This is a genomic window from Corynebacterium sp. HMSC076G08, assembly GCF_001811515.1.
Lineage (GTDB): Bacteria > Actinomycetota > Actinomycetes > Mycobacteriales > Mycobacteriaceae > Corynebacterium > Corynebacterium hiratae.
In genome coordinates, this window is record NZ_KV805050.1 from 16,804 (window position 1) to 38,405 (window position 21,602).

General features: G+C 59.8%; 22 protein-coding genes. 14 read left to right on the plus strand and 8 right to left on the minus strand.

Annotated features, from left to right (window positions below; genetic code table 11):
- Positions 1-86 precede the first annotated feature (86 nt).
- The gene (locus HMPREF2806_RS07465) at positions 87-1,337 is read left to right on the plus strand and encodes an ATP-binding protein (RefSeq protein WP_070517082.1); all 1,251 of its coding nucleotides are present in this window, start codon (positions 87-89) and stop codon (positions 1,335-1,337) included.
- Here the strand turns inward: HMPREF2806_RS07465 and HMPREF2806_RS07470 are convergent.
- The gene (locus HMPREF2806_RS07470; RefSeq protein ID WP_070517084.1) at positions 1,317-2,393 is read right to left on the minus strand and encodes an AbrB family transcriptional regulator; all 1,077 of its coding nucleotides are present in this window, start codon (positions 2,391-2,393) and stop codon (positions 1,317-1,319) included. The two genes, HMPREF2806_RS07465 and HMPREF2806_RS07470, sit on opposite strands and share 21 nt — an antisense overlap.
- On the opposite strand from HMPREF2806_RS07470, the gene HMPREF2806_RS07475 reads away from it, so the two are divergent.
- Complete coding sequence (locus HMPREF2806_RS07475) at positions 2,386-3,162, plus strand: TSUP family transporter (protein WP_369799713.1); 777 nt, start codon at positions 2,386-2,388, stop codon at positions 3,160-3,162. The two genes, HMPREF2806_RS07470 and HMPREF2806_RS07475, sit on opposite strands and share 8 nt — an antisense overlap.
- On the opposite strand, the gene HMPREF2806_RS07480 is transcribed toward HMPREF2806_RS07475, so the two are convergent.
- Genes HMPREF2806_RS07480 through HMPREF2806_RS07490 form a run of 3 tightly spaced genes read right to left on the minus strand, consistent with a single transcriptional unit; the run spans position 3,159 to position 7,121 of the window.
- Complete coding sequence (locus HMPREF2806_RS07480; protein ID WP_070517086.1) at positions 3,159-5,348, minus strand: ATP-dependent RNA helicase; 2,190 nt, start codon at positions 5,346-5,348, stop codon at positions 3,159-3,161. The genes HMPREF2806_RS07475 and HMPREF2806_RS07480 overlap by 4 nt on opposite strands.
- A complete protein-coding gene (locus HMPREF2806_RS07485; RefSeq protein WP_369799714.1) occupies positions 5,341-5,955 on the minus strand; it encodes a sugar O-acetyltransferase in 615 nt (204 codons plus the stop codon). The genes HMPREF2806_RS07480 and HMPREF2806_RS07485 overlap by 8 nt, the downstream gene beginning before the upstream one ends.
- 23 nt (positions 5,956-5,978) lie before the next feature.
- Positions 5,979-7,121, minus strand: coding sequence for a Fic family protein (locus tag HMPREF2806_RS07490; protein WP_049156716.1), 1,143 nt, complete (start codon positions 7,119-7,121; stop codon positions 5,979-5,981).
- A gap of 82 nt (positions 7,122-7,203) precedes the next feature.
- Here HMPREF2806_RS07490 and HMPREF2806_RS07495 point away from each other — a divergent pair, with 82 nt between their 5' ends.
- The 8 genes from HMPREF2806_RS07495 (at position 7,204) to HMPREF2806_RS07525 (ending at position 11,091) form a co-directional block, all read left to right on the plus strand.
- On the plus strand, positions 7,204-7,740 hold the full coding sequence (locus tag HMPREF2806_RS07495; protein ID WP_070517090.1) for an NADPH-dependent FMN reductase: 537 nt from the start codon (positions 7,204-7,206) through the stop codon (positions 7,738-7,740).
- 5 nt (positions 7,741-7,745) lie between these two features.
- The gene (locus HMPREF2806_RS07500; protein WP_046648602.1) at positions 7,746-8,438 is read left to right on the plus strand and encodes an SDR family oxidoreductase; all 693 of its coding nucleotides are present in this window, start codon (positions 7,746-7,748) and stop codon (positions 8,436-8,438) included.
- 80 nt (positions 8,439-8,518) lie between these two features.
- Complete coding sequence (locus tag HMPREF2806_RS07505) at positions 8,519-9,205, plus strand: LysE family translocator (protein ID WP_046648600.1); 687 nt, start codon at positions 8,519-8,521, stop codon at positions 9,203-9,205.
- Complete coding sequence (locus HMPREF2806_RS07510; RefSeq protein WP_046648682.1) at positions 9,186-9,464, plus strand: RNA-binding S4 domain-containing protein; 279 nt, start codon at positions 9,186-9,188, stop codon at positions 9,462-9,464. The genes HMPREF2806_RS07505 and HMPREF2806_RS07510 overlap by 20 nt, the downstream gene beginning before the upstream one ends.
- Positions 9,464-10,168, plus strand: coding sequence for a VOC family protein (locus tag HMPREF2806_RS07515; protein ID WP_070517092.1), 705 nt, complete (start codon positions 9,464-9,466; stop codon positions 10,166-10,168). The genes HMPREF2806_RS07510 and HMPREF2806_RS07515 overlap by 1 nt, the downstream gene beginning before the upstream one ends.
- Entirely contained in the window at positions 10,140-10,433 is a 294-nt protein-coding gene (locus HMPREF2806_RS13080) for an MGMT family protein (protein ID WP_080975120.1), read from the plus strand. Before HMPREF2806_RS07515 ends, HMPREF2806_RS13080 begins: the two co-directional genes overlap by 29 nt.
- Positions 10,434-10,435: 2 nt before the next feature.
- Positions 10,436-10,786, plus strand: a complete 351-nt coding sequence (locus tag HMPREF2806_RS07520) for a DMT family transporter (RefSeq protein ID WP_046648597.1) — start codon at positions 10,436-10,438, stop codon at positions 10,784-10,786.
- Entirely contained in the window at positions 10,783-11,091 is a 309-nt protein-coding gene (locus HMPREF2806_RS07525) for a DMT family transporter (RefSeq protein WP_046648595.1), read from the plus strand. The genes HMPREF2806_RS07520 and HMPREF2806_RS07525 overlap by 4 nt, the downstream gene beginning before the upstream one ends.
- Before the next feature lie 41 nt (positions 11,092-11,132).
- Here the strand turns inward: HMPREF2806_RS07525 and HMPREF2806_RS07530 are convergent, their stop codons facing one another.
- The gene (locus HMPREF2806_RS07530; RefSeq protein WP_070517094.1) at positions 11,133-12,407 is read right to left on the minus strand and encodes an HNH endonuclease signature motif containing protein; all 1,275 of its coding nucleotides are present in this window, start codon (positions 12,405-12,407) and stop codon (positions 11,133-11,135) included.
- A 291-nt stretch (positions 12,408-12,698) separates the two neighbouring features.
- Between HMPREF2806_RS07530 and HMPREF2806_RS07535 the strand changes: the two genes are divergently transcribed.
- A complete protein-coding gene (locus HMPREF2806_RS07535; protein ID WP_141761672.1) occupies positions 12,699-13,466 on the plus strand; it encodes a hypothetical protein in 768 nt (255 codons plus the stop codon).
- A gap of 100 nt (positions 13,467-13,566) precedes the next feature.
- Positions 13,567-14,169 (plus strand): zinc metalloprotease, encoded by a 603-nt coding sequence (locus HMPREF2806_RS07540; protein WP_046647030.1) that lies wholly within the window; start codon positions 13,567-13,569, stop codon positions 14,167-14,169.
- 1 nt (position 14,170) lies between these two features.
- On the opposite strand, the gene HMPREF2806_RS07545 is transcribed toward HMPREF2806_RS07540, so the two are convergent.
- Positions 14,171-15,013 (minus strand): PrsW family intramembrane metalloprotease, encoded by an 843-nt coding sequence (locus tag HMPREF2806_RS07545; RefSeq protein ID WP_070517098.1) that lies wholly within the window; start codon positions 15,011-15,013, stop codon positions 14,171-14,173.
- Positions 15,013-15,504, minus strand: coding sequence for a hypothetical protein (locus tag HMPREF2806_RS07550; RefSeq protein WP_049156735.1), 492 nt, complete (start codon positions 15,502-15,504; stop codon positions 15,013-15,015). The genes HMPREF2806_RS07545 and HMPREF2806_RS07550 overlap by 1 nt, the downstream gene beginning before the upstream one ends.
- 42 nt (positions 15,505-15,546) lie before the next feature.
- Here HMPREF2806_RS07550 and HMPREF2806_RS07555 point away from each other — a divergent pair, with 42 nt between their 5' ends.
- Positions 15,547-17,463, plus strand: a complete 1,917-nt coding sequence (locus HMPREF2806_RS07555) for a M13 family metallopeptidase (RefSeq protein WP_070517101.1) — start codon at positions 15,547-15,549, stop codon at positions 17,461-17,463.
- A 13-nt stretch (positions 17,464-17,476) separates the two neighbouring features.
- Positions 17,477-18,286 (plus strand): alpha/beta hydrolase, encoded by an 810-nt coding sequence (locus HMPREF2806_RS07560; RefSeq protein ID WP_232745356.1) that lies wholly within the window; start codon positions 17,477-17,479, stop codon positions 18,284-18,286.
- A gap of 2 nt (positions 18,287-18,288) precedes the next feature.
- On the opposite strand, the gene HMPREF2806_RS07565 is transcribed toward HMPREF2806_RS07560, so the two are convergent.
- Entirely contained in the window at positions 18,289-21,582 is a 3,294-nt protein-coding gene (locus HMPREF2806_RS07565; protein ID WP_070517106.1) for an arabinosyltransferase domain-containing protein, read from the minus strand.
- Positions 21,583-21,602 lie beyond the last annotated feature (20 nt).

Sequence of the window (21,602 nt, forward strand, 5' to 3'; positions counted from 1 at the left end):
ACTCTTGGATTTATCCACACCTGACTCTTGGATTTATCCACTAGTGACTCTGTAATTTATCCATGTTTCGGACTAGGGTACCTGGTATGTACCTGCCGCGAATTGTTGATGCAGAAGTAGAAAGAGGCCTTCGCGTTGCCGGAGCCCTCTTCCTGAAAGGCCCCCGCGCGAGCGGCAAAACGTCGACGGCGCGCCAGTTTGCTAAGTCTGTCATTCAGCTTGACCGTGACACTCCTGAAGCAAACGTTGCTCGCATGCAACCGGCACTAGGGCTTCAAGGGGCGCGGCCCCGGCTTATCGATGAATGGCAGGTTGTTCCTGCTATCTGGAACGAAGTGCGTCATGCGGTCGATGACTCGCGAGAAAAGGGACAGTTCCTCCTCACGGGTTCCTCGACACCCGATGACGATGCCACCCGCCATTCGGGGGCTGGGCGTATTCGCTCGATTCAGTTGCGTACGTTGAGCCTGGCAGAGCGTGGAGATTTGGCTGAGCGCGTATCACTAGGCGCGATTATTTCCGGCAATCAGGATCCCACGGCTGGGACGGACGCCACCGTGGCGGATTATGCCCGCTGGATCGTTGCCGGTGGCTTCCCAGAGTTTTTCGACCTTGATCCTCTAGATGCCCAAGAGGGGATGGAGTCTTACCTCACGGAGATGAGCGAGCACGACTACCCGGAACTTGGGGGTCCGCGCCGCGATCCGCGCCGTTTCCAGTCTTTTCTTCGCGCCTACGCGGGGCTAGTTGCTCAACCGGCCACCGCTGCAGCGATTCGTAAACGCATTGGCGAGCTCAGCAGTGCTACTCCTATGCCGGCAGCAGAAACCGTCAACGTTATTCATGATTTTGCTACACGTTTGTTCCTAGTTGAAGACCAGCCCGCGTGGTCACCAAAGACGAGATCTAAGACAACCATGGTTCAGATGCCGAAGCGTCAGCTCGCGGATCCTGGCTTGGCAGCTGCATTGTTGGCGGTTGGGCCAGACAAACTGCTTGGTGATCTAGAGACTTTGGGCATTCTCTTTGAGGCGCAACTGGTGCACGATCTGCGCGTTTATGCTCAAGCATTAAGGGCACGAGGCGTCTTCCATCTGCGGGATATGAAGGGCCGCGAAGAAATTGACGCGATAGTGGAACTCAGGGATGGCTCGTGGGTGGGATTTGAAGCGAAACTTTCGCACAACGAGGTCGATGCCGCGGCGGCACATTTGTTAAGAGTGGCAGAGAAGGTCTCCTTGCCACCGGCCGCTCTCATCGTGGTTATTCCCAGCGGACCAGCTTTCCAACGGTCAGATGGAGTGTGGGTGGTTCCACTAGCGGCGCTTGCGGAATAGCCGCAAAATCTGCGGCAGGTAGCCGGCGATGACCAGCACGATGATGAGCCGGATAATCTGCACGGCCACCACGGCTGGGCCCGCGCCTCCTTCCGCAGACAGCGCAAGCACCGTCTCCAGCGCGCCGGGTGAGGTGGCGAGGTAAGCCTCGAAGTAGGTTATGTCCAGCCATGCGGTCAGAGGCAGTGCGGTCAATGCGCACACGCCGATCACGACAACGATAAAGAGGATCGTCGCCGGTAGCTGCTTGGCGAAGGCCCGCAGTGCCGGTACCGAAAGCCCACCACCGCAGACCCAGCCGATGGACATAAACGCCATGATCTTGAACACGTAGAGCGGCTCCAGAGTGTGGCCGGCGGGAATAACCTGCGCGACCAGCACCGTCAAGATGAGTGGCCCCAAAACAGCAGCAGCTGGCAAACGCACCAGCTTGCCTAGCTTCTCACCAACCACGGCGATGGCGACCGTCAACCCCACGATCCACCACGTGACCTCGCCGTCAACGCTCATGTCGACACCGTGACCAGCGGGGGCATCCAACAACGACACCACCAAAGGCAGCGATACCGACACCGCCAGAAGGCGCAGGTATTGCGTCAGCGCCACGTAGCGGTAGTCCGCACCGAGTTCACTGGCTAGCGCCGGCATGAGCGAGGCCCCGCCCGGCAGCATGGATAAGATTCCGGTCTCCCAGGAAATATCTTTCGGCTGTGAGCGGTGTAGCAGCACGCCGCCGGCGACACCGATAAGCACAGTGATGAGTGACATCGTCACCGCGGCTGGCACAAAGCCAAGGAGCGTGGAGGCAGGAACTAAGGTCAGTGGTATGCCCGCCATCATTCCGATGAACCCGCGGGCGACAGAATAAAAGTGCTCATTAACGGCGAGTTCTTTGCCCGTCGTCAAGGCCATGGCTCCCGAGACCACGATGGCGCCGAGGATCCAGGCTGCGGGTACGTGAAGGTAGCTAAACAATGCCCCCAGTGCTGCAGACCCCGGGGCCACGATGACCCATCTCGTACGAACAGACATGGAATCGAGTTTAATGATGGACATGGATTTCGGATTAAGCGGTTGGGCGATTCTCACCATCGGCGCTGCCGTGGCCGGATGGATCGATGCCGTCATTGGTGGCGGCGGGCTCGTGCTCATTCCGCTCATCCTGGCGGTCGCGCCCCAGCTTGCGCCCGCCACAGCCCTGGCCACGAACAAGGTGGCGGCGGTCTCTGGAACGGCCTCTGCTGCCATCACACTCGTCAAGAAGGTCCGCCCGCCGAAGGGCGAGCTCATCCGTATGGGCCTTATCGCCCTCCTATGTTCCGGGCTCGGCGCTGCAGCAGCCGCACTCATGGATAAGGACGTCATGCGGCCGGTCATCATCGTGCTCATGGTGGCAGTCGGCATTTTCGTGGCCTTTCGCCCAGACTTCGGCAGCGGCGAAGGGGACGGTATCCGTGGCGGCTGGCGCACGTGGACCGGGTTAGCCGCCGTGGCGGCCATTGCCTTTTACGACGGTATTTTTGGGCCCGGCACCGGCATGTTCCTCATCATGGCCTTCACCGCCATCTTTTCCCAGAACTTCCTTACCTCCGCCGCGATGTCCAAGGTGGTCAACACATGTACCAACGTCGGCGCGCTCGTGGTCTTTATCGTGGGCGGGCACGTGGTATGGGGCCTAGCACTTGTTCTCGCAGCAGCAAATATCATCGGCGCGCAGCTGGGCGCGCGAACAGTGCTCGGCGGCGGTGCGAAGCTCATCCGCTATGCACTGCTCACTCTCGTCGTGGTGATGAGCGTGTACCTGGCCTGGCAGCAGTGGGGTTAAATCCGGTTCTTCGTCTTTGCGGTTGCTACCGCATTCCACGGATCCTCCGGCCACGGGTGCTTGGGATAGCGCCCGCGCATGTCGGCGCGCACCCCGGCATAGGGCCCAGACCAGAAGCTCGCTAGATCATCGGTGACGGCAAGTGGCCGGCCGGCGGGGGATAACAGATGAAATTGCACGCGATGGCCGCAGTATTCGGGAGACTCCGCCAACCCGAAACATTCCTGCAACTTGATGGAGACCACTGGGCGCTCGCCGGACCAATCGATCCTCGCAGCACGTCCGGACGGAACCGATAACCGTTCCGGCGCGAGCTCATCCAAGCGGCTAGCTTCGGGCCACGGCAGCAGGCGCTGCAGCGCCGGATACATGTCTGGGCGCTTACCGGAAGCCAGTTCATACAGCTCCGGCTCCAGCCAGCTCAGATCATCACCGTCCACGTCCGGCCATGGCTCACCGTATGCAGCGTGTAAGTGCCGCATACGTTCCCGCAGGTTCTGGGCCTTCTCGCTGAAGTGAAACAGGTTTAAACCCTGTCCGGAGTTGCGTAGTGCCTCCACCGCCTCATCACCGGAGACCTTCACTGGGGTTTCCGACAATACGATGGCGCCTGCCGCACGCACACGGATTCCCCGCACTTTGGAGCCGTCGAGAAAAGCCCGCGTCTCTTCGGTCACGCCGATGATCTCGAGCGCGTCTTTTTCCGCAATCGGCACTGCTTCACGAATGATGGCGTTTCCAGATTGCGCCAACGACACCTCAGCCACCGCCAACCACTCGTGACCATCCTCGAGAAACCGCGCGCGGGTGCCACTCGCCAACAAATACTCCTTGTCACCTACGCGCTTAGCCACGAACTCCGGGAAGGCAGTAGCGACCACCACGCCTGGGTCCACCGGACCTTTGTTGGGCACCAGGCGGGCAAGCCGCTTCGGATCCGAATCATCCAGGCGGGCAATCGTCTGCGCCGCCCCCGCACCGTACTTCAACAGTGCCGCGCCCCACCGTGGGTGCGTCGGCAGCAGCGCCAGTTCTTCGCCAGCGTTGAGCAGATCTAGGGTGCGGTGGGCGTCGGCAAGCGCGGGCCCCGGTGGGGGATCCAGCAACGGGAAGTCCGGTCCCGCGCCCCAACAGTCCATGAACAACGCCGCCTGCGTGAGGTCCGCAGAGAGGATCTCCGGGGTGACGTGCGGGGAAAAGTGCTGGTAGTCCTCCTGCGAATAGCAGCGGACGACGGTACCCGGCGCCTCACGCCCGGCACGTCCGGCGCGTTGGTCGGCGCTGCTTTTCGACGTCGATACTGTCACCAACCCACTCATCCCGCGCTGCACATCCCGCTTGGGGACGCGGGACAACCCAGCATCGACGACGGTGCGCACACCCGGCACGGTCAGCGAAGATTCGGCGATGGACGTGGCGACGACGATGCGCTGTTCTCGCGTATACAGCGCAGCGTCCTGCTCCTGCGTGGTTTGGCGGCCATGGAGCGGAAAAACGTTGTGGCCGCTCAAGGCATCACACACCAGGTTGACCTCGCGAACTCCCGGCACAAAGACCAGCGTGGACTCGTGCTGCCGCGCGGCAACCCTCGCCACGCCTTTCCAAAAGTCTCGATCTCCCGCAGCGCGCCCCGGAATCGGTTCATAGGAGATGTTGAGCGGATATGTAACGGCCTCAGTGGAATGGATCGGCGCCCCTCCCATGAGCTGGGAGAAGCGGGAGGCGTCGACAGTCGCGGACATGGCAATGACCCGAAAATCATCGCGGAGCTGTGCCAACTCCAAGCACATGCCGAGTACGAGGTCAGTATCGAGCTGGCGTTCATGCACCTCGTCGATGGCTACGGCGGAAATTCCTTCAAGTTCCGGATCCCGCAGCAGGCGGCGCAACAAAACACCTGGGGTAACAAACTCGACGTCTGCGCCTTTGCGGGAATCACCGCGCACCGCATAGCCGATGCGCTGGCCTGACAACTCTTGAAGGCGGTTTGCCGCAGCACGCACAGCTACGCGGCGCGGCGCGGTGACGAGAACCTTGCCCTCTACTTGGTTAGCCAGCGCCGGCGGAACGAGCGTGGTCTTACCCGTGCCGGGCGGAGCCTGGACTACGACGTGACCGGCGGAAGGCAGAGAATCGATGGTCTCCAGGACGGGTAGCCCCTTGCCGATCGCCTTGAGATCAAACATCGAGATCCTGGCGCTCCCACCTATCTTCGTTGTCCTCCAGCGTGCGCACCACACGACCGGGTTGACCCAGCACCAGTGACCTATCCGGGATATCTGTGGTGACCAGTGTGTTCGCTCCAACGACACAATCCTCGCCGATGTTCACGCCCGGCAGCACCGTGACGTTGGCGCCGAACCACGTGTTGCGCCCGACGCTAATGGGCTTCGCAATCTCCCAGCCCTCCGCCCGCATCTCATGATCGTTGACGGGGTGGCCCACCGTGATGAGCGAGCAATTCGGCCCGATCATGACGCGGTCTCCGAGGGTTACAGGCGCCTGCGCCAGGATTGTCGCACCAAAGTTGATGAACACGTCTTTTCCGATGGTCACATTGCAGCCATACTCGACGTTGAGCGGCGTGTGCAGCCCGGGAACCTCGGACTCGGGCGACAACAGTTCCCGCAAAATCTCCTTCGCGCGCTCTGGGTTGGTGTTTTGCAGCTCATTGAGCTCCTTGGCCAGCAGGAAGCCGCGTCGATGTTCGGCGCTAACCTCCTCGTTGACACTGGGCATGAACCACTGCCCGCTGGTCATGCGTTCAAAGGATCCTTCGTCTGGGTGATGCATGTCAGCCATCCTATTCCCTCCTCTTAGTCTCGAGTCAGAACATCGAGAGCGGCACGGTGAAGGAAAACCTTGGAGCGGCCTTGTTGGATTTCTTCTAGGATTCCTAAATCTACGAGATGCGCCAGCCACGCGCTGGCGGTTTGGCGTTTGACGAAGCCCGTCTCTACCACGTCAGTAATGCGTACATAGGGCTTGATAAGAATGAGCTCGGCCATCTCGAGGGGATGGTTAATCACGCCCGCAGAACGTATTCGTTGCGCAGTGTTTTCCTGGATAGCCCGAAGCTGGGTAATCATCGAGGAGGCGTCGGCAGCCGCTGCGTGAACGCCGCGGATCATAAAAAGAAGCCAGTTTTCCCATGCTCCCTTAGCTGTCACAGCGTTGAGATGGCGATAGTAGTCTGCTTTGTTTCCGACGATATACCCGGACAGGTACAAAACCGGCAGCTCAAGAAGATCTTCTTGGATGAGGTAGAGGACGTTAAGGATTCGTCCAGTGCGCCCATTGCCATCGTAGAAAGGATGGATTGCTTCAAATTGATAGTGAAGCAGTGCCATCTTTACAAGGGAATCAACGTCGTGGCTGCAATATATATAGTCCTCCCACGCTGCGAGATGGTCCTCGATAATCTCCCTTCCTTCAGGTGGGGTGTAGAGCCTCTCCTTCGTTACAGGGTTACCGATAAACGTGCCCGGAAGTGAACGCACCTCGGCCTGAGTATCTAGAAGGGTGCTGCATACGATTTTTGCTGTCTTTTCTGATAGAGGTCGCTGCGATAGTGAGGAAAGTCCAGCGTGGAGCGCGGCGTTATAGCGAAGAGCCTCCTTGGTGGCAGGAGTCGGCTCGGCATCGACGTGCCACGCCGCACGGAAGAGCTCGTCATTAGTGGTGACGATGTTCTCAATCTCGGAGGAAGCACGAGCCTCACGCAGTGGAATCGTTGAGGTGATGATCTCCGGGTTAGGGATGAGCTGGCAGGCCGTACGCAGTTCAGCCAGTTTTTCCTTAGCATCGATGATGGCCTTAAGCACGGGAACGGTTTCCACCACTTCTGCAGGGGGGAGGGGTGGAAGCTCATTGTAGGGGGTGTCCGGGCTATAGGTTGGCATGGTAAAAGAATAGACATGTTGAGCAGATATGTCGATTTTTTTCAGAATTTTCGACATATCTGGATGACTTGTCGATTGCGTCGACATATCGGCGTACCCTCAGACGTTGACGTGTTAACAAATTAAGAAAGGCATCCTTATGGCGAAAATCGGCATCATCCTCGGCTCTACCCGCGACGACCGCGCCGGACTGGCCATCGCCCAGTGGGTCACCGACCTCGCTCAGGGGCGCGACGTGGACTACGAGCTCATTGACCTCAAGGCCTTCGACGTTCCGATCCTCACCACCTCCGTCATTCCTATGGCGGCAAACAAGAATTACGAGGATCCGCAGGTGCAGGCTTGGTCCGATGCTGTCGATTCCTGCGACGGCTATATCTTTGTCACCCCGGAGTACAACCACTCCGTGCCGGGCGCTTTCAAGAACGCCGTCGATTCCCTCGGCGCCGAGTGGGTAGGCAAGCCGATTGCGTATGTGGGCTACAGCTTCACTGGCGGCATCCGCGCGGTGGAGGCGTGGCGTCTCATCATGGCAAACTTCTCCATGAAGCAGCTGCGCACCCAGCTGGATATCTCGCTGAATACCGACATGAAGGATGGCACCTTCACCCCGGCTGATTTCAAGGCCGGGATCGTCGAAAACATCTGCGCCGAGCTGGAAGAAGTCCTATCCTAGGGCGCATGGAAAAGGTAGCAGTCGTCACAGGAGCATCGTCGGGGATCGGGGAGGCGTCGGCAAGAGCGTTGGCGGCCGACGGTTGGCATGTTGTCGTCGGTGCGCGTCGCGTAGAGCGCCTTGAGGCCCTCGCGAAGGACATCGGCGGCGAGGCGCACGCCCTCGACGTAACCTCGGACGAGTCCGTGGCTGAGTTCGTCTCCCACCTCGACCGCGTGGACCTCTTGGTCAACAACGCCGGTGGCGCGAAGGGCCTGGAGCCCCTCGTGGAGACCACTATCGATGACTGGCAGTGGATGTACGACGTCAACGTCCTAGGCACTGTCCGTATGATCCAAGCCCTCATGCCGAAGCTGCGGGGTGGGCTCATCATCAACATGGGCTCCGTTGCCGGTTGGAACGTCTACGAGGGCGGCTCCGGCTACAACGCCGCTAAGCACGGTGTGCGCGTGATTTCCCGTGCACTTCGTATCGAGGAGCACGGCGTTCGTGTCACCGAACTCGACCCGGGCCGTGTAGCCACGGCGGAGTTTTCCCTCAATCGTTTTCGGGGCGACACCGAACGTGCTGCACAGGTGTATGACGGCGAACTCAACCTCACCGCAGAAGACATCGCTGAGGCCGTGCGTTGGGTGGCCTCGCTGCCGGAGCACGTCAACATTGACACCATGACCATTAAGCCGCGCACGCAAAGCTAAATTACCTGTTTCGCTGCAGGTGAGACGCCTCTTATAGTGGCATGCGTTAGTGAAAACACATGTGAGTATGGGGGTGTTAGATGGCATTCAGCGCCATAGTGGCCTTAATGGGTGTGTGGTTCGCGGCGATGGCCTCGCCAGGACCAGACGTGGTGCAGATTATTCGTTTGGGTGCACGCTCTACGCGCGCGGCGGTGTGGGCCGCAATCGGTAGCACCACCGGCTTGATGATGTGGACCGTTGCTTCGCTAGCGGGGCTTACCGCATTGATTTCGGCGCACCCGGAAATCCTGGTGGCGCTGCAGGTTGCCGGCGGCAGCTATCTGCTGTGGATGGCTTTTTCTGCCATCAGCGGTGGCATCAAAGAGCGCCGTGCACCGGCAACTATGAACCCTCAACCGCGCGGGTTCACCCCGGATGGCATCATCAGACTCGGCACGGCGTACCGCATGGGCCTGGTCAGCGACCTTTCCAACCCCAAGGTTCTGATTTTCTTCGGCGCTATCTTTGCCAATTTTATCGATCCGGACATGGGCTTGAGCGCCAATGCCACGGTTGGTTCTGTGTTGGTTATAGAAAGCCTCATTATTTTTGTTGGTGTCGCGCTGTGTACTCGTGCGGTGTCGAAGTGGATGGCGAAGAACTCCGCCAGTGTCGATATCTTTAGTGGCGTAGTGTTTGCCCTGCTTGGCGTCATCATTCTGGTGGAGGGACTGCTCAGTGCAGCCGCTGGGTATGCTGGTCAGCATGCTAGAAGTCTCAATTAAGGGAGAATCCATCAAGCTCGGCCAGTTCCTCAAACTGGCATCCTTGGTCGCCACCGGGGGTGAGGCCAAAGAACTTATCGAGCAAGGCCAGGTCACCGTCAATGGGGAAGTGACTAAGCAGCGCGGTGCAACGCTGGCGCTTGGCGACGTCATCTGCGTCTCCGACACCTGCGCCCGCGTCGTCGAAGACGACGACGATTATTTTGATGAGGCCACCGCCGATGATGACTTCGATCCGGAGAAGTGGAGGAACCTTTAATGCCCGCCTTTGAAGCAGAAGTAGGAATGCCCTACTGGATTACTCTGGCTAGCTCCGACGTGAAGGCTTCCGAGGAGTTTTATTCCGCCGTGTTGGGCTGGGAATTCGAAGAGGGCATTGCCCGTCTGGAGGGCCTGCCGATCGCGGAGATCGTCCCTGGCCAAGACACTTGGGCAACGTACTTCCTTTCCCGCGACTTGGAAGCCGACTGCGCCCGGGTAGAACAACTCGGCGGCAAGATCCTCGCATTAGGCGCGCCGTTGGCGCTTGTTCTGGACAACAGTGGTGCCATGTTTGGTTTGACGCAGCCGGAGCTCGACCGCTTCGTTGCTGGCGGCGAGCCGGGGACCCCGGTATGGCACGAGCTGACGGTCTCGGAGAATTTCCACTCGACGTTGGACTTTTATGGCGAGCTCTTCGACTGGGAAATCCGTGGTGATGAGCACTACGCGGTTGCAGAGGAGGAAGGCGCTGCCTTTGCCGGGTTCTGGCACGCGGAGGGCTTGCCGAGTTTCTGGCAAACCTACCTGGGCGTGCGGGATATCGACCAAGCGGCGAAGGCTGTGGTGGATAACGGCGGAAAAATCATTCGCGAGCCCCACGATTCACCATTCGGCCGCCTGTGCCTGATCGAGGATTCCACGGGCGCGACTCTGACCTTGTGTGAGGTCGAGGATGCCCCCGAAGAACCCATCGAACTCTAGGGTTACGGAGGTCGTGCGCCGCATACCGCCCGGCAATGTCTCCACATACGGAGAGATCGCAAAAGTGGCGGGCGTCGGCCCGCGGTATGTGGGCTGGGTGATGTCGAAAAGCACAGATCTGCCCTGGTGGCGGGTGGTTAACAGTACCGGCCGCGCCCACACTTCCGCCGCCCAAGTCCATTGGGATGAAGAAGGTATCCCACACCGTGGGGACCGCGTGATCCTTTCGAAGTGCGGTCTGGATGCGGCGGATCTGGGAGGGTGAAAGTGCGCGCTTGGCTCTTTTTGACCATTGCCATCATCAGTGAGGTGGTGGCGACTTTATGCCTCAAGGCGGCGCTAGAGCACCCCGCGGTCTATGTCGTGGTGGTGGCGGGCTACGTCGTCGCTTTTTCCGCCCTGCACCAAGTGTTGCGCTGCGGCATGCACGTGGGTGCGGCCTATGGCATCTGGGGCGCAACCGGCGTGGTGCTTACCGCAGGGTTGTCCGCGTACCTCTTTGGCGAACAGCTCACGCCGCTCATGTTGGTGGGCATGGGGTGCATCATCGTCGGCGTGGTCTGCGTTGAAATGGGCGGCAGGGAACCGAAGACCACGCTCGTGGAGGTGGATCCTTGATCTGGTTATCCCTTGCCATCCTCATCGAAGTCGCCGGTACATTGGGCCTGCGTATGCTGGCCGTTCATGGGCAGAAGGCGTGGGTAGCGTGGGTCGTCGTGGCCTATGTGTCCTCCTATGTTTTCTTGTCGTTGGCTCTCCGTCAGGGCATACCGCTAGGTGTGGCCTATGGAATCTGGACTGCCTGTGGCGTGGCGCTTACTGCTCTTTTATCCTTCATGCTTTTCCGCGAGCCTTTCACTTGGCTTAAGGGTTTAGGGGTCGCGCTGATCATTGGCGGAGTGCTCCTAGTGGATATGGGGTAGAGCCGGCTATCCCATTCGTCGTTGTAAACGACGGATCCTTCCTAGAAGGGGATTTCTTCACCGCCTTCAGATTTTTTGTTCTTCGCCTTTTCTGTTTGGCGTGCGGCTTCTCGTTGTTCTTTGTCTAGCTCGGCTTTAAGCTCCTGAGCCTCGCGATGCTTCCTGGTGCGATATCCTTCAATATCTTGTGCGATGCTCCGTGCCCAGCGCTTGCGCTTAGGAGCCAGCGGCCCGGAAGGCTCTGTGATTGCCCAAGTTCCGTCCTCAAAAAGCCAGACCACATCCCCGGTATCAGGGTCCAAGATATAAAAGGCCCGTCCATCGGTTTTCATATTGTGGTGGTGCTGGCACAACGCCACCATGTTGTCCGGATGCGTTGGCCCACCATCGGCGTAGTTAATCCGGTGGTCTAACTGACACAACCACGCCGGCATTCCGCAGCCAGCGGCACGGCAGGTGCCATCGCGGCCTTCAACGTATTTGCGAACCATCGTGGCTGGTCCGTAGCTCTTAGAGGCCTCCGGCTTGGTGCTCAAATCTCTTACCGTTGTGGACTGAGCCGGGATGTCTCCCACTTGCCAGCCATGTCCTTCCACGTACACTGGGGCGTCCTCTACATCGTCGGCTTTATATGTGTGGAGCACTACTCGGGCAGCTTCTGGCTCCACCTTTCCGGTAGTGAGGAGGATCAGCGCTTCCGCCATGGACACCTCATGCTTTTCGGCTGCTGCCTTAATTGCTTCATGGATGATGATTCCGACGCTGCTGTCCACCTCGAGTTCTAGGGTGGCGCGCTGGGCGCGGGTCATCATGGAGTACCGATTCTTTGGGCGCTTATCCTCCACGGCGATGGAGTCATCATGCACTTTGACAAGGTCGCGTATCCGGCGGCGAATCTGCGCGGCGGTGGGAAATACCTGATTTGGCTTAGTCGGGGTAAACCACCGAGCTAATGAGGCATCAATTGCGGCGACCACCTCCTTTGAAGGCTGGCCTAGTTTAGCCATCACCTGATCGATAGCAATCAAAGCCGCTAAATCCAGCAAATGGTTGGCATCTTGCAGAGCCTTTACTTGAGGAAGCTCGGTAAGGCGGTGAAGGCCCATGATAATGCGGGCTACCGCGCCAGCAGATTTACCGGTCTTTATCCCAAGGCGCATGCAAGCAGTATCGGCGTCCTCGTCAAGTGCGGGAAGAACGCTGGACCAGAATTCATAGTCTGCCTGGCGTACACCTTGACCTGCCACGCAGACCGGATCATTCGGATTGGAATGAGAAAAATAGGACGCATTAACAACGTCTGTAGTGGAAGACACGAAACGCGCAACCCCCTCTTTCTTAAGTGAATTACTGAGAGGATCCGAACCCCCACTGTTCGAAACCCCTTTCGAAAAACGAGTTTATGCCACACCCTCGACGATGTCTACCCCGGAAGAAAAGTTGTTAAAGGGGAGGCAACTGAGGTGACAGATGCTGGCGAGGTGTGGTTTCAGTCGGTCTCCGACTTGAAGCGGGGCGTGCGGAAGTCCCCTGGAGTGGGACGTATGTTTGGTTAATGCTCCCTCACTAGAGATTGTTAAAATTGTGACTTGAGTTAATCTATGCACGTGCTGAAACCTACCCCGCTCATCGTTGGCCTTGCTCTTGCGGCTCTCACGGCGCCACCCGCCCATGCCCTGACGTTCAATCCTGAAAAGGTTCCACCACGCACCCAGATGACCGTGCGTTATGCCGACGGAAACTCAGTCTCCACCGGAAATGGCCATGAGTCCCGCGCCGCGCTATCCCTGGCCAAGCTATACCTCGGCATGTGGGTGCTGAAGTACGGCGCGCCGGAGGATAAAGCCCGCGTGGAGAACATGATTCGTTTCTCTGAGGACGGAACTGCCAGCGACTTAGAGTGGAAATATCCGCAGGCGATTCCCTCCATCATCGGTGAGTATCAGCTGGGGGAGACCCACCACAACGGCTACTGGGGAAATGTCACGACGTCGACGGAGGATCTCACGCGCTTCATCGGGGTGATTTCTGGCGATCCGGTTGCCGCGCCGATCACGAAGGGCATGGCGACGGCAGCGCCCACGGCGGCCGACGGTTACCGCCAGGACTTTGGCACCGCACGAATCCCGGGCATCATCGGCACGAAATTTGGGTGGTCGGATGATCGCCAAGTTCACGCGAGTGCCTCTTTTGGTCCGGGTTATAGTGTGGCGGCTAATACCTATGGTTCCCCGGCGGATCTCACGACGGATGTTCTCGGTGCGGTGGAGGTTTCTCCGCAGGCGCCGAGCTTGCCGACGCCCCTCCAAGATGCGCGCGATAGGGCGTGTGCGGAACTGAAGCGCGCTGTGCCGAGCTCGTCGCAGGTGTGCTGACCAACCAGGAAATAAGCTAAGAAGTACCTTTGCGCTTGCTAAGAAATCAATATATTCTCGGCTGTCAACGAAGCAGTTGCTAGCCCGAAAGGTATTTCTGATGCGCAAGACGTTGTCCATTTTGACCATTGCTGTTGCAGCTTTGAGCGCTGCCCCAGCAGCGACTGCGAAGAGCGACCAAACCCGTTCGCTTATTTCCCCAGGCACGTGTGCCACCATTACCAAGTTGGCAAATGAAGGAAAGCCCGTTCCGGATCCGTCTATTCTGCGCGATGCCGATTCCGTTCCTTCTTACTTCCAGAGCGGGGTCCTTAAGTACAAGGTGGCGGATGATTTCCCCTACCGCGAGCAGCTCGATGCCGCGGTAGCTGAGTGGAACGACGCGCTCGACGGGAAGGCCTCGCTTAAGGAAGTAGCGCCGTCCGAGGCTGATGAAGACACCATCGCCATCATCTACAAGCCGGAACCGAACGGTTACGTCCAAGGTACGGCCTACCCGGACCATGGGATGCTCTTCATCAAGACCGCTAACGCTCAGTACCCAGAGGCGCTCCAAGGCACTATCGCCCACGAGCTCGGCCACATGATGGGCGCGGGTCACTCCTGCGCCCACGCGCTCATGGCCGGTGCGAACCAGAATCCCATTTCTTATCATGTGACTCCGCTCGATGCGGTGGCTGTCCTGCAAGGACAGTTCGACTAGTTCACCGCAGGCTGGCCGCGCCCGGCGAATGCGAATAGGTGTCGTCGGTCTTGGCCAGGCGGTGAGCGCGGATTCCCAGGTAGATGACCGTCGGGTACATGATGAGCGCCACGAGGACATACTGCGTAACGAGCTGCCAGGTTTCCTCCCACATGTAGTTCCACGCGAAGTGGAGACAGAAGGAGAAAAACAGCGCGCCCACGCCAATGCCGAGGCGCCACCACCATGGTTTATGCGCGGCGTAGATAGCCCAGCCGATGCCAAAACCTGCGATGGCAGAGAAGCACATGTGCAGGCACGGGCCTGCAACAAGGCGCAGACCCCACATCTGGAGCATGCCGATCCAGTCTGAGGTCGGGTGCATCAGTGCACCCATCGCGGAGTACAGGCTGTTTTCCAGGACTTCGAAGCCCCAGCCCACGAGCGCACCGACGATGAAGCCGTGCCAAGGCCGGTTGAGCTGTCGGAAGCTGAGGAGGATGAAGACCACGCCGAGGGCCTTGGCAAATTCTTCCGGATAAGCACCGGCCCAGGACATCATGGATTCCTCCCAGCCCAGGCCCACGGAGAGGTCGGTCAGTGGGGAGGCTGACAGCAGCGCCAAGGTCACAGCAGCGCCGGCTCCCCAGAGCACGCTTGCCGACGCCCACCCTTTCCCCGGCCTTGCCCACATCGGACTGCGACTCCACAGGAACAGGCCCAGCGCCAAGAAACCGACGCCGAGGATCAAGCTAACGAGGCCCGGCAGAGGAGCCACGAAGAAAACGCCGAGCAGATTAATCAGGGAAATCGGCAGGCAGAGACCAATGATGATCCACAAGGTAACGCGGAAGATTTTGCTCATCAGAAGGCCTCCATAAATTGTTGGGCAAGGTCGGTCGGGTCACCATTGGAGAAGACGATCTGATAGTTGAGATCGCCTTTAGCCACGCTGAAGGCGAAGACCGGAATAAAGCCATCCGTTTCAAGGGTGAGAATGCCTCCGGCATCTTTAACGTCTTCTTTCTTCGGCATGCCCTCGAAGCTGGTTGCGCGCACGGCGCGGCGCAGGGCGAGCGCATCGTCCTCGACGCCTTCGGTGACATAGGCCTCGACCAAGGTATCGCCGCAGTCCCAGGCCTGGTTGGCCATGGAATCATGATTTACGCTGCACGTAAGGCCCTCGATGGGTTGGCGCCACTCAGGGTCATCGAGCACCACTTCTTCCATTTCAGGTTCACGCTCCGGCAAGGCCAAGCTCAACACAGCGGGCAACCCAAGGACGAGCAAGGTTGCCCCGAGCACGGCGAAGAAAGGTCCCGTCATCTTCGCCGGAGGAAAACGATAAGAAGTCATGCACACCACACTAACGCGTGCTTCTGACATAGAGTGAAGTGCATGAAGGATCTGTATCAATTTGTTAATGGCCCATGGATTGAGTCCCACGTTATCCCCGATGATCGCGGTGTCGACGGCACCTTCCACGCGCTGCGCGACGAAGCCGAGGAACTCGTCCACGAGATCGTTAAGGAAGACGCTGGCCGTCCCGGGATCGTGTATTCCTCTCACATGGACGTTGAGGGAGTCAATGCTGCGGGGACGGCGCCACTTTCCGAAGATCTGGATAAGCTGGTTGCGGCTGATCCGGAGGAGTTGGCGCACAACCTGGGTGTTCTGGAGCGCGAGGGCGTTGGTGCCCCAGTGACCTTCTGGGTAGAAAAAGACTCCGGCTCTGAGGACGCGGTGGCCTACATTATTCAGTCTGGTTTAGGTCTGCCGGATGAGGCTTATTACCGCGAGGAAGCTCACGCGCAGACGCTCGCTGACTACGAGAAGCACGTTGCGGCGATGCTGGGATTCTTAGATCCCGCCCGCCTCTTCGGGCTGGGCGCGGAGGTTGCAGCTACCCGCATCGTGAACCTGGAGAAGGAAATTGCGGCAGGGCACTGGGATGTGGTGGCCTCCCGTGATGCGGTAAAGACGTATAACCCGGTGGACGTCGCCAAGCTGCCCAACATCACCCGCGCCATCCTGCAGGGTGGGGGACTGCCGGAGCACCGTGTGGTGGCCATGATGCCGTCCTACTTTGAGCACCTCGAGGGCCTGTTCACCGCCGGCCGTATGGCGGATTGGCAACTGTGGGCTACGTGGCACATTCTGTTGTCGCGTGCCCCCTACCTCACCGAGGAGATCGGTAAGAAGAACTTCGAGTTCTATGGAACTAAGCTCTCGGGTGCTACTGAACAGCGTGCACGTTGGAAGCGCGCCGTCGGGTTGGCGGAAAACATGGTGGGCCAGGAAATCGGCAAGGTCTTCGTGGACAAGCACTTCCCGCCGTCCTCGAAGTCCGAGATGGATGAGCTGGTGGAGTACCTTACCGCCGCCTACCGCGAGAGGATTTCGCAGCTGGAGTGGATGACCCCGGCTACCCGCGAGCGCGCGCTGGAAAAGCTCTCCCAGTTCAAGGCCAAGATTGGGTACCCGGATATGTGGCGCGACTACTCTGAACTGGAGTTTTCGCCGAAGGGCGCGGACTTGGTGGCCAATGTGCGCGCAGGCAACGCGTGGAACCACGATTATGAGTTGGCCAAGATTGGCAAGCCGGCGGACCGCGATGAATGGTTCTCCACCCCGCAGACGGTGAATGCTTTTTATAATCCGGTGGTCAATGACATCACCTTCCCGGCGGCTATTTTGCGCCCGCCGTTCTATAACCCAGAAGCTGATGCCGCAGAGAACTTCGGCGCTATCGGCGCGGTGATTGGCCACGAGATTGGGCATGGCTTTGATGATCAGGGCTCGCAGTATGACGGCCAGGGCAACCTCAACTCTTGGTGGACGGATGAGGACCGCGCGGCCTTCGAGAAGTTGACCGCGAAGCTGGTGGATCAGTTCCAAGGCCAGGTGCCGAAGGTACTGGAGGGCACTGATTCCGCAGGCGTCAACGGCAGCTTCACCCTGGGTGAGAACATCGGTGACCTGGGTGGATTGGGCATTGCCGTGGTGGCCTACAAGAACTACTGCGCCGACAAGGGCCTGGATATCAACGGCCAGGTCGCACCGTTTGAGGCAGAGGGTGCTGAGCCTGAATTGGCCGAACACGAGTACACCGGTCTGCAGCGCTTCTTCCTGGCGTGGGCGCGCGTGTGGCGCACTGCTATTCGTCCGGAGATGGCTACGCAGTACTTGGCTATTGACCCGCACTCGCCGGCGGAGTTCCGCTGCAACATCATCGCCGAGAACATCGACGAGTTCTACGAGGCTTTTGATGTCGAGGGTGGATTGGTCCCAGAGGAGCGCGTCACCATCTGGTAGTACCCTTGGATCCATGAGTGACTACCAACTAAGTCCGGAAAAACAGCTCGAGCAACTCTCCTCCTACATGGAGGTGCACTACCCGCTGCCGGACTTCCGCCCGCCGTGGGCCGGTGGAGGTTCGCCGGAGGCGGACCGCTACTGTGCGCTGCTGCCGGATCGCATCGTGCAGGCCTCGATGATGGTGCTGGGTTCCGCGGTGGATCACTCGCTGCCCGGTACTGCCTTCACGGAGGGGGTGCGTGTTGAGGAATCCGAGGTCGGAGCGATCTTTGTTCCTTCGGAACAGAATGGCCGCTGGGCAGTCTCGCTGCACTCCGGTGGTTGGTGGCGCGGTGACGGCAAGGCGCTAGAGATGCAGTGGCGGCCCGAAGTGGCTGCTGCGGCGCAGCTGTCGGGGACCACGATCATTGATGTGGATTATCCGTTGGCGCCCGAGCACACCGTGGCGGAGATGGTTCAGTCGGTTCAGGCGGCCGTCGATTATGCGCGCGAGCATGGGGCCAACCGCGTGACGGTGTGGGGATATTCCTCCGGTGGGGCGCTCGCAGCGCTGGTGCCTGCCGACGCCCTCCTCCTCACCTTCCCCGACTTCGGTGCGCTTGCCAAGCTTCCGGAGGAGATCCGCGGCGACTATGTCCTCGATGTTGAGAAGCTGCCGGGCCTGTATTCCGACATCTTGGTCCAGACCGCAGTACAGGACGAGATTGCTGAGCCCGTGGAGATTCCCGGTGCACAGACCGCGGAGTACGTGTCGATGCACCGCATTTCTACCCCGGCCGTGGCGCGCCAGCGGGTGCGTGACGCTGCCAAGTTCCTCTAGCCTTACTGCTCGCCCTCTGGGCGAATCTTCATCTCAGAGTTCTTCCACCAGCCGGAGCGCTGAATGATTTCTTGGTCGATCTCCGCCTCCAGCGGGGCCTCGCCTTGGGAGTTGGTGCGCAGCTCGTACTTTTCAATAGAGCCCCAGTCGCGCGCCCAATCGTTGTTGAGGTAGCTCGGGATCTCATAGGAGTAGTTCACTGCCTCCGCGGTTGCCAGCGCGCCACCACCGGAGAAGGACTGGAAGTCCGTGAGGGAAGTTTGTGCGGCGGCGTCGGGAAGAATGCGGAACTCCGGAATTTCGGTCACGCCGGCGTAGTGGTCAAAGGTGCGCTGACAGGGGAACTGCAGGGCGACGGACCAGTCAAGGAGTGCCGGGGTGGAGGAATCGAATTGCGAGTTGATGGTGGCAAGCTCCGGCACGCGCGGCGGGGTAAACGCCATCCAATCATCCTCATCGGTGGAATCGTCTACCGCAACGAGGCGCACGACGTTGGCCTCGTCGGGGATCTTGTCCAGTTCGATTCGCAGGTTGCGCCACTTGGGGGTAGCACCGACGTCGGAAAGCTCGGCCTCACCCTTGTTGGTGACCTTGCCGTCCTTGAGGGTGCCGTACTCCAGGGTGAGCTCGGTGCCCTCCTGCTCCACGCCGTTGACATCGTGGTGGTAAATCTTGCCGGCGGCAGAAACCGAGAGGATGGGGGAGTTTTCTGAGGATTCCGGCAGGTTGTACCACTGGGTGGTGATGGTGGCGGTGGAGCGCTGCGACTCATCGTAGGAGCCCATGACCGGAACCTTCGTGTAATCCAGGTTGAAGGGCAGGTGCATCTCGGAGCCGTTGACGCCCAGCGTTCCGCGCACGCCGCCGGCGGAAGAGTCGGTGACCTCGGTGGCCTTCTCCTCGCTCTCGGTGAGCTCCTTTTGCTCGTTAGAAGACGCAGAGGAATCACTGGTGGTGTTGGCAATGGCGCCAACTGACGCCGAGTTGAGGTTCTCCGGCTCGATATCTTCCTTGATCATGTTTGGGCCGAAGCCGAAATTATCTTCCTTCGGATCCACCAGGGAATCTTTGAGCTCGCCTGTAACCGGAGTGAGGAAAGCGTCGTTGGTGTTGGTTTCCACTAACGTGGCATCCGCCAGCGAGCAGACATCGCCGCGTAGGGAGGCCAGGTTGCCCTTGCCCACGGAGTAAGAATCCGCCTGTGCCACGTAACCCTTGGCAAAGGAGGCGCAGGAGAAGGCGACGATGAGGATGCAGGCCACTGCGATTGGTGCGGACATGGCGCCTGCCCAGCGGGACGCCTCAGCCTTCCGACTGTTGTGAGTAAGTGATTGGTAGAGGCCAATCGCCAGCACCACCATGCCGATGGCGAGCACCACGGTATTGGCCTCAATAGCCTTGAATTGCACCGTGCGGTCCCACCACGGGATGCCGAAGGAAGACACGTACCACCAGGCGTTCCAGCCACCCAGAGAGATGGCCATGAGGAAGATCACCGCGGCGATGGAGAAGGTCCGGGCGCGCGGGGAGCGCATGGCGATCTGGGAAAGGACCACCGAGCCGAGCGCGGCGATGACACCGGCGATACCGGCGTAGATGCCAAAGTGGTGCGTCCACTTCGTCGGCGTGAACATGAGGAAGAAGGCCGACAGCGCCATGATGGCTAGCAGGCGCTTGGTGGGATCTGCCTCCGCGCCCACGACGCGGTGGTCCTTGATGAAAGCGTAGATAATGAGCGCCAGGCAGAAGAGCATGGTGAACATGGCGAATCGGCGCGTCAGGGAGCCATCCACGGAGGGCTCAAACAGCGTGGAGTAGCGCACGAACTCCGAGTACCACGGCAGGGACGGGCCGACCGCGGAACGAACGCGAGTGGACTCGAGCACGGACGCTAACGTTTGATCCCCGAAGGCGGCAACCATGACCGCAGTGCCGCAGGCCAGGAACGGGGCGATGAGGGCTGTCCAGCCGACCTGGGAAGCGCGCGTGCCCATGATGCGGAACAGCGCGGGCAGGCAGACCAGGAAGATGCCCACCGCGGTAAGACCAGTGGGGCCTGCGGCCAGGGTAATGGCGGCGATGATGGTGCCCACGGCCGCTGGTAGGAGGCGCTGGTTGGAGATGGCGCGCTCAAAGGAGGCCCACGTCAGCATGACGCCGAGGGCCACGATGGGTTCCGGGCGGATGCCGTTGTTATACGGCAGCCAGAAAGCCAAGAACATGAAGGCCGCGGTCCAGTGCGCCAAGCGGCGCTCGTTGACGCGGGCACCGAAGCGCGGGAGCATCTCGCGCGACAACACGAACCAGATGATGAGCGCCGAGATGAGGGAGGGCAGGCGCACGATGATGGAGGCGCTGGAGAATTGCGCCAGCCATGCTACGAGGTCGTAGTAGGGAGCACCGAACGGGGCCTCGGGGACGCCGTACCAGCGGTAGTAGTTCGCCATGTAGGTCGCGTGATCGGAAACGCGGCCCATGGTGAGGATGAAGCCATCATCGGAGGTGTTGGCGCCGAAGATATACCACCAGCCGAGTACGGCAGCCACGACGCCATCGAGCGGGCGGATCTGCTTCCAGGTCTCGGGCATGAAGCCGAAACGTTTGCCATCGAGGCGGTCAATTCGCCACAAACACACCAGGCTGATGACCACCATGGCCAAGCCCAGCCACATGGCGATGAGCTTGAGCGGTGTCGGGGAGGAGGTGAAGCGCGAGTTGATCTCGACGTGGATACGGAGGTCATCGCCCAGCTCTGTGAGGTTTTCTGGGGTGTCGTCGATTTCGGTGTAGACGCCGGTGACCTGCGGGCGCAGATCCTCATCGGAAGTTTTCTTGTGCTTGCTCAGGGTCACCGTGGTGCCGTCGCCGGTGGACTGGATGCGGAGGGTGGCGTCGTCAGGCAGCTTCGCCACTTGCTCGGCCGTGAGCGAGAAAATGACCTCATCGAGGCTGGTGACCGAGAGACCGCCCTCGCCGGCACGGACAAACATGCCGCGGTTGGAGGCCTTCTTGGACTCCGGGGGCACGGTGCCGTAGAGCAGGTCCTGGCCATCGCGCAGCTTGTCGACGGCGCTCAGCGGGATCTCTGCGTCAATTTCTTCCGGCGCCACCGAGATGAGCGGGGCGTTGATGGATTGCAGGGAGCCCTGCTGGGGCCAATCGAAGGAGGACTGGGTTTGGTTCACCGGCAGCAGCGGCGTGGCCACAAAGCAGAGGAACCCGATGAGTCCAGCGATGATGGCGGTGAGCCGCAGCGATTGCGGTGCTCGCAGTGAAGAGGTATTCCGATCTGACACGGCGATCAGTGTACGTCACC